The sequence below is a fragment of the Myxococcus sp. CA005 genome, assembly GCF_006518205.1.
Taxonomy (GTDB): domain Bacteria; phylum Myxococcota; class Myxococcia; order Myxococcales; family Myxococcaceae; genus Myxococcus; species Myxococcus xanthus.
In genome coordinates this window covers 91311-98888 of record NZ_SRLV01000027.1, presented here as the reverse complement: position 1 = coordinate 98888, position 7578 = coordinate 91311, and the positions used below count along the sequence as shown (strand labels likewise).

At 65.8% G+C, this 7578-nt stretch carries 5 protein-coding genes and 2 pseudogenes; 2 read left to right on the top strand and 5 right to left on the bottom strand.

Annotated features, from left to right (window positions below):
- Positions 1 to 545 precede the first annotated feature (545 nt).
- Together FMQ63_RS14685 and FMQ63_RS14680 are read left to right on the top strand one after the other, a co-directional pair.
- Positions 546 to 3062, top strand: coding sequence for a ribonucleoside-diphosphate reductase subunit alpha (locus FMQ63_RS14685; protein WP_020478702.1), 2517 nt, complete (start codon positions 546 to 548; stop codon positions 3060 to 3062).
- Between the two features lie 75 nt (positions 3063 to 3137).
- Positions 3138 to 4148 carry a ribonucleotide-diphosphate reductase subunit beta gene (locus tag FMQ63_RS14680; RefSeq protein WP_026114031.1) on the top strand — a complete coding sequence of 337 codons (1011 nt, stop codon included), beginning with the start codon at positions 3138 to 3140 and terminating at the stop codon, positions 4146 to 4148.
- Positions 4149 to 4223: 75 nt separating this feature from the next.
- Here the strand turns inward: FMQ63_RS14680 and FMQ63_RS14675 are convergent.
- From FMQ63_RS14675 to FMQ63_RS14655, 5 genes and pseudogenes are all read right to left on the bottom strand, one after another.
- Positions 4224 to 4498: pseudogene (locus FMQ63_RS14675) on the bottom strand (ISAzo13 family transposase); the annotation flags it as partial.
- Positions 4499 to 4607: 109 nt separating this feature from the next.
- Complete coding sequence (locus FMQ63_RS14670) at positions 4608 to 5039, bottom strand: hypothetical protein (RefSeq protein ID WP_011555035.1); 432 nt, start codon at positions 5037 to 5039, stop codon at positions 4608 to 4610.
- Positions 5040 to 5170: 131 nt separating this feature from the next.
- A pseudogene (locus FMQ63_RS14665) lies at positions 5171 to 5437 on the bottom strand (transposase); the annotation flags it as partial.
- 26 nt (positions 5438 to 5463) lie between these two features.
- The gene (locus FMQ63_RS14660; protein ID WP_225909392.1) at positions 5464 to 6426 is read right to left on the bottom strand and encodes a hypothetical protein; all 963 of its coding nucleotides are present in this window, start codon (positions 6424 to 6426) and stop codon (positions 5464 to 5466) included.
- Positions 6427 to 6840: 414 nt separating this feature from the next.
- Positions 6841 to 7551: a hypothetical protein gene (locus tag FMQ63_RS14655; protein WP_020478703.1), complete on the bottom strand. Its 711-nt coding sequence runs from the start codon at positions 7549 to 7551 to the stop codon at positions 6841 to 6843.
- Positions 7552 to 7578 lie beyond the last annotated feature (27 nt).

The window sequence follows — 7578 nt, the reverse complement described above, 5'->3', positions numbered from 1 at the left end:
CCCCGGCCCCCACGCCGCAGCCGGAGACCACCGGGGAGGCCCTGGACGGAGCCCCCCAGGCCCCCACCGGGACGGATGCGGGCGGTGTGGTTCCAACCCCTCCGTAGGGCCCTTTCTGACCGTCCACGGTGGATTCCAGGTGGCCCACACTCCACGTTCCTGAGTGGGGTCACCGAGTGTTCACGGAATGACTGCGAGATCGTCTCGGAGATCGATCATAGATTGCACGGGCCATGCCGGGCCGAGCACTAGATCTCGCGTTGACAGGTCGGGTACCCCCCCATAGCTTGTGGCTGGTCGATGGCGCCCCACCAGCCGATGTGGCAGGGAGCGGGGAAGAGGAGGGACTGTGGGTTTCTTGCTTACAACATCGGTCTGGCCCATAAATCCCCCCAGACACACCATCGATTCCAGCCGCTAGTCCCGTCCCGCCGAAACGGGACTTACCTGAACAATTTTCCAGTAACGTGGTGGGGAAGTCCGCTTCCCTGGACAGGCCTCGTGTCTGCCCAAAGCGCCCTGCTTTTGTCTGGAGTGAGCCGCTCGTGAACTTCGATACGCCCGTGAAGCCGTCCGCCAACATGTCTGTCCCGCCCGTCGCCTCCGGTCCGTCCACGCCGGCGACGACGACAGCGCCGACGGGCGCCGCTGCCTCGGGCGCGGTTGCTTCCGAGCCCACGGCGGGCGACTTCAGCGCCACCTCCATGCGGGTGCGTAAGCGCAACGGCGGCACGGAGACGGTGGACCTCAACAAGATTGTGCGCGCCGTGGGCCGCTCCTGCGTGGGCCTGCCCCGCGTGGACGCGATGCGCGTGGCCACCAAGACGATCTCCGGCCTGTATGACGGCGCGACGACGCGCGAGCTGGACAGCCTCTCCATCCAGACGGCCGCCGCCCTCATCGTCGAAGAGCCCGAGTACGGCCGCCTCTCCGCGCGCCTGCTGGCCACCTTCATCCAGAAGGAAGTCAGCAACCAGGACATCCACTCCTTCAGCCAGTCGGTGGCCGCGGGCCACAAGCACGGGCTCATCGCGGACCGGCTGCTCCAGTTCGTCCAGGCCAACGCGCGCAAGCTCAACGCGGCCATCGACCCGTCGCGCAACGACCTCTTCGAGTACTTCGGCCTGCGCACCGTCTACGACCGGTACCTGCTGAAGAACCCGCAGACGCGTGAGGTGCTGGAGACGCCGCAGGAGTTCTTCCTCCGCGTGGCCAGCGCGCTCAGCGGCGACAATGTGAATGAGGCCATCGAGCTGTACCGGCTGTTCAGCTCGCTGGAGTACCTGCCCAGCTCCCCCACCCTGTTCAACTCGGGCACGCGCCACGAGCAGCTTTCGAGCTGCTTCCTGCTGGACTCGCCCGCGGACGAGCTGGACGCCATCTACAAGAAGTATTCGGACATCGCGATGCTGTCGAAGTTCTCCGGCGGCATCGGCGTGGCGTACCACCGGGTGCGCGCACGCGGCTCGCTCATCAAGTCCACCAACGGGCACTCCAACGGCATCGTCCCCTGGCTGAAGACGCTGGACGCCTCCGTGGCGGCGGTGAACCAGGGCGGCAAGCGCAAGGGCGCGTGCTGCGTGTACCTGGAGACGTGGCACGCGGACATCGAGGACTTCCTCGAGCTGCGTGAGAACACCGGCGACGACGCGCGCCGCACGCACAACCTGAACCTGGCCAACTGGGTGCCGGACCTCTTCATGAAGCGCGTGGAGGCGGACGGCGACTGGAGCCTGTTCGACCCGAAGTCCGTCCCCCACTTCACGGACCTGTACGGCGACGCCTTCGAGCAGGCCTACGCGAAGGCCGAGGCCGACGGCCTGGCCATGCGCAAGGTGAAGGCGCGTGACCTCTACGCCCGGATGATGAAGAGCCTGGCGCAGACGGGTAACGGCTGGATGACCTTCAAGGACATCAGCAACCGCAAGAGCAACCAGACGGGCAAGGCGGGCAACGTCATCCACCTGTCCAACCTGTGCACCGAAATCCTGGAGGTGACGAGCCAGGGTGAGACGGCGGTGTGCAATCTGGGCTCGCTGAACCTGAGCCGGATGCTGGTGGACGGGAAGTTCGACTTCGAGCGGCTGCGCGCCAACGCCCAGCTCGCGATGCGGCAGCTCGACCGCGTCATCGACCTGAACTACTACCCCATCCCCACGGCGGCTTCGTCCAACAAGCGCTGGCGCCCGGTGGGCCTGGGCCTGATGGGGCTCCAGGACGTCTTCTTCCAGCTCAAGCTGGCCTTCGACTCGGCGGAGGCGCGTGCGCTCTCCAAGAAGATTTCGGAGGAGATCTACTTCGCGGCGCTGACCACGTCCTGCGAGCTGGCCGAGCAGTACGGCGCCCACGAGTCCTTCGCGGAGACGCGGGCGGCCAAGGGCGAGCTCCAGTTCGACCACTGGGGCGTGGTGCCCGAGGACACGGCGCGCTGGGACGCGCTGCGCCAGCGCATCATGAAGCACGGCCTGCGCAACTCGCTGATGATTGCCATTGCCCCCACGGCGACGATTGCGTCCATCGTGGGCTGCTACGAGTGCATCGAGCCGCAGGTGTCCAACCTGTTCAAGCGCGAGACGCTGTCGGGTGACTTCCTCCAGGTGAACCGCTACCTGGTGCGCGACCTCCAGGCGCTCGGGCTGTGGAACGAGAACATCCGCAACCGCATCAAGATGGCGGAAGGCAGCGTTCAGGACATTACGGAGCTGCCGGAGAACCTGCGCGCGGTGTACCGCACGGCGTGGGAGCTGCCGATGCGCTCGCTGCTGGACATGGGCGCGGACCGCGGGGCGTTCATCGACCAGAGCCAGTCGCTCAACCTCTTCGTCGAGACGCCGAACATCGGGAAGCTGTCCTCGATGTACTTCTACGCGTGGCAGAAGGGCCTGAAGACCACGTACTACCTGCGCTCGCGTCCGGCGACGCGGATTGCCAAGGCCACGGTGGGCGCGGGTGGTGGCGCCAGCGTGGCGCAGGCGGCCCCTGCTCCGGTGGCGAAGGCGACCGAGGCCGAGGCGGTGGCCTGCTCGCTGGAGAACCCGGAGGCGTGCGAGGCCTGCCAGTAGGCATGGGACGTTGACGGTTTCGCAGTTGGAAGAACGTTGGAGACACCGCGCCGCAGCGCGAGGAGCACGGAAGCAATGCTGTTGAACCCTGGCCTGAATCTCACGCTGCGCCCGATGGCGTATCCGCAGTTCTTCGAGATGTACCGGAACGCCATCAAGAACACCTGGACCGTGGAGGAGGTGGACTTCTCCACGGACCTGGTGGACCTGCGCTCGAAGATGACGGACGCGGAGCGCCACCTCATCCACCGGCTGGTGGCGTTCTTCGCGACGGGTGACAGCATCGTCGGCAACAACCTGGTGCTGAACCTCTACAAGCACCTGAACGCCCCTGAGGCGCGGATGTACCTGTCGCGCCAGCTCTACGAGGAGGCGCTGCACGTCCAGTTCTACCTGACGCTGCTGGACACCTACGTGCCGGACCCGGCGGAGCGGGCGATGGCCTTCGCGGCCGTCGACAACATCCCCTCCATCCAGCGCAAGGCGCAGTTCTGCATGAAGTGGATGGACAGCATCCAGGGGCTGGACACGCTGCAGACGAAGGCGCACCGGCGGCAGTTCCTGCTGAACCTCATCTGCTTCGCGGGCTGCATTGAGGGCCTCTTCTTCTTCGCAGCCTTCGCCTACGTGTACTTCCTGCGCAGCAAGGGCCTGTTGAACGGCCTGGCGGCGGGTACCAACTGGGTGTTCCGGGACGAGAGCGCCCACATGGCGTTCGCGTTCGAATCCATCCAGGTGGCACGCAAGGAAGAGCCGGACCTCTTCGACGCACAGATGGAGCGCGACGTGGTGGCCATGCTCCGCGAGGCCGTGGAGTGCGAGACGCAGTTCGCCCAGGACCTGCTGAGCGGCGGTGTCATGGGCCTGTCCGTACAGGACATGCGCGGCTACCTGGAGTACGTGGCGGACCAGCGGCTCCAGATGCTGGGCATGACGCCGGTGTTCGGCACGAAGAACCCGCTGCACTTCATGGACCTGCAGGACGTGCAGGAGCTCACGAACTTCTTCGAGCGCCGCGTGTCGTCGTACCAGGTGGCCGTGGGTGTTGGCGCGGCCACGGACGTCGTGCTCGACGCGGCGTTCTGAGCGGCTGTGCGCTGTGTCCCGGGGCGCGGTTTACGCGCCCCCGTTGAGGTCACGGGGGGCCATCAGTGACTCTCAGGTTGCCATCAGCCTCGGCTGGGCCACTTCCACCAGGGGGGCCCCCCCGCCCTTGCGCCGCATCCTCACCACCTCCTCTGGAGGCATTGCCCACTCGCCACGTCACGCCCCGCGTGCACCGCCATGCGCGACAAGCCCATCGCACGTGCGACTGCGGTAACACCACCTCACCCCAGCGCAAGTGCGTCGGCGTCTGCTCAACGGCGCGTCACCCGCTCGTCCATGACGTCTCGATGCGCCTGGTAGCGCTCCGTCATGGCCTTTTCCGCGCCCACATCCGACCAATGTGCTCGGTCGCCTGTCTACTTCCTATTTGGCTAGGTAACTCCTGTTCGAGCCCTTACCGGCGCGCGTGACGGCGCCAAGTGTGACGCCGAGCGTCCGTCAAACGGAAGGCAGGTTCGCCTGAAAGGGCTCCAGCGCCGAGGACTGAATGCGAATCTTGGAGAAGCCTCTTCCCAGATCAAGCGTGTCGACCCTCATGAACAAGAACCGCTCCTGCGTCCTCGCCTGGATTTCAGACCAGGGAATGAAGAGCGGGGGATGGAACGGTCGGAAGACGAAGAACGGAACGAGATAGAGGCCTCGCTCGTCGCCCCCCACGTTGAGACATTTCCGGTAGTAGATCCGGCCCACCTGCCCCCAGACGAAGTACTTCAGTGGGCTCGGCACGGCCCCCCCAGCGGGATAGTTCTGCGCGAGCTGCCGCCAGCCGCTCACAGCGGCAAAGATGAAGGTGGTAAGGACGAACATCCCCACGAGCACTGGGAGAATGGCCGCAGGCGGAAGTTGGTGAGTGGCGGCGAGCACATTCATGGCTCGCGATTGTACCCAGATTCTCAGGCAGTCTGCGCCCCCAAGCGTAGGCAGGAAAACAGACGGTCAAGTCCCGAATCCTGTGTAGTTGGTTCGGAGGGGGTTCGGGGGAGGAAGGATCCTTGGCTGCATCATGCAGCGGAAGTGTCAGGGGTTGATTTCAGTAGAGACATGTCGAGATAGCGACGGCCAACCCAGACGCCGGTGACTTCAAGTGCGACGGCGGTGATGAAGCGCAGGGCGCTGGCGCGGTCCGGAAAGGCACCGATGCCGCGGGTGCGGCGATTCACCTCGCCATGGAGGCGCTCCAGGCCATTGGTGCTGCGAAAACGCGTCCAGTTGGCCATGTGGAAGGCGAAGAAGGCCGTCCCTTATTGGCGGACACTCTCTAGCTGCGATTTGTCGTATTGACTGACGGGATGCCTCATCTGCTTGGCATCCCATGAAGCCACCACATCAACGCCCCCACCACGAGCTGGCCACCGACGAACAGCGCCAGCCTCCATGGTAGGCGCACCGGCCGCCCCTGGAAGTCGTCAAAGCGCACCAGGGCGAACAGGGCCCAGACCAGCGTCATCACGCCACTGAGCACGAAGCCCTTTACCGGGCTCTCCACCGGCGGGGCGAAGATGAAGTGGTAAAGCACCGCGGGCACCACGAAGGCCACCAGCAGCACCAGTCCCCAGACGCGCGCAGCAGGGACCAAAGTCGCCGCCCTGCGCATCCTCCGGGCCCTCCCGAGCTTCGGCGCCATCTCGCTCACCGGCGTCGGCTTGGGCAGCACCGTCCCCTTCCACACCAGGTAGTGCGTGGCCATCAGCCGCGAGGCTCGCGTCAGGTTGAAGCCCTCCACCGGCGTCCCCGCCGCCATCGAGCTGCGGCAGCTCACCGCCCAGTCGATGTAGTGGTGGACCTCCTCCAGCGGCAGCTTGACGATGCTCCGGATGACCTCGCGCGCCACCACGGGCGCCAGCGGGTCCACGGTCCACCCGTCTGCCCCCAGCGTGCGCAGCGCCTCGTCCTCCCGCTTCGCACCAACGGGCACGCCCTCTTCGTCCTGGGACTCCAGTTCCCACGCCATGGTGCCCACCTCGCCCATCCACACCCGCGTGCTCTTGAAGCCCGCTTCCTTCGCCAGGCTGGCCACGCGCGTCAGGAAGCCGTCCTGCTCCGCCGCCTCCGCCTCGCCTTCGACGCGCGGCGCACCGAGCACCTGCACGTCGATGAGCGTCAGCGCCGGCCTGAACTGGAAGACGTCCGCGACGACGATGTCGCTCCGAGGCTGCTCCCCGAACGACGTCCCCAGTGCGGCGTCCATCCACTGACGAACCCTGGACCGGTCCGGGCTCCCATGAATCCAGAGGTGATTCGCGATGCCGTAAGCCATGAGCTCCTCAACCCGGATGCCTACCAGAGACGCGGCGCCATGCTCCAGGGTGATTGGTGCCCCGCCGCTCACGGATACCACCCCGGGCCATGGTAGACAGGGACGCACCGCATGAGCCGGACCGCCTGTCCCAGCACTTCTGGTTCTGGGGGCGCTTCTTCGCCGTCCACGCCCTTTGGGCGCTGGCGCAGACCGCAGTGGCCAGCGCCTTTGGGGCACGGCCCGTGTCCCTCGGCCTCGGCGACGGCCCCCTACTCTCCGCCCGCCTGGAGAGCATCCTATGGGCCTTCCGTCCGGTCATGCTCGGCAGCGCGGTGAGTTTTGACGAGCCCGGCGAGAGCGCCTCCGCTCCAGCCCGCGCGCCCCCTGCACGCCGTCGGTATCCTCCTGCCCTGAACTCACTGGGTGTGCAGCCTACTTCTTCACCTGGAGTTCCGCGACGCGCGCGGATGAGATCTCTCCCAGAATTCTCCGCAGCCTTCCGACACTATTGCCGCCGAGGTCAAAAGCCCTCCGATTCCCGGTTCCCGCTCTTGGCGTGCCCGTGCACACCATGACTGCATCCGGTCGCTCATACAATCTGCAGAGCGGGCCAGTGGGGATGGGCTGGATGAATCCAAGACTGCTCATCACTGGGTCGAGGTCCACCAGGAAGTCGGTGGTGTCGCCCTTGAGACTGCCGCTGCAGGTGTGCGGCGCCCTGTCAATGCGGAAGAGGGAGAGCGCTCCCCACGCCAGCATCTCCCTCAACGTCTCGAAGGCGTCGGTCAATTCCTTGCCGCGCGCTTCGCGGGAAGTGACCATGGCATCGTTTCGCGAGGGCGCATTGAAGTCGTAGAAGAGGTGCAGCGGCATCATCGCATCGGACTCATAGGCGATGAGCAGAAAGCGAGGTTCGGGCTTGACCAACTTCTGGGCGTAGCACGCCAGCACGCGCTCGGCGGAGAAATCCAGGGTGGGATAGGCCAGGGGCCCCATGCTCTGGCCCATGCGACTCAGGAACCAGCGATAGAACGGCGGCAGGGGGCGGCCGACAATCCGCTCGATCTTCTCAATCGTGACAGGCACTGCGCCCCGCCACTGCTCCTCGAGCCCAGGGACAGTCCGCAACAGCAGGCGCTCCATCTCGAGCTCTACTTCCTCGTGTGTTGA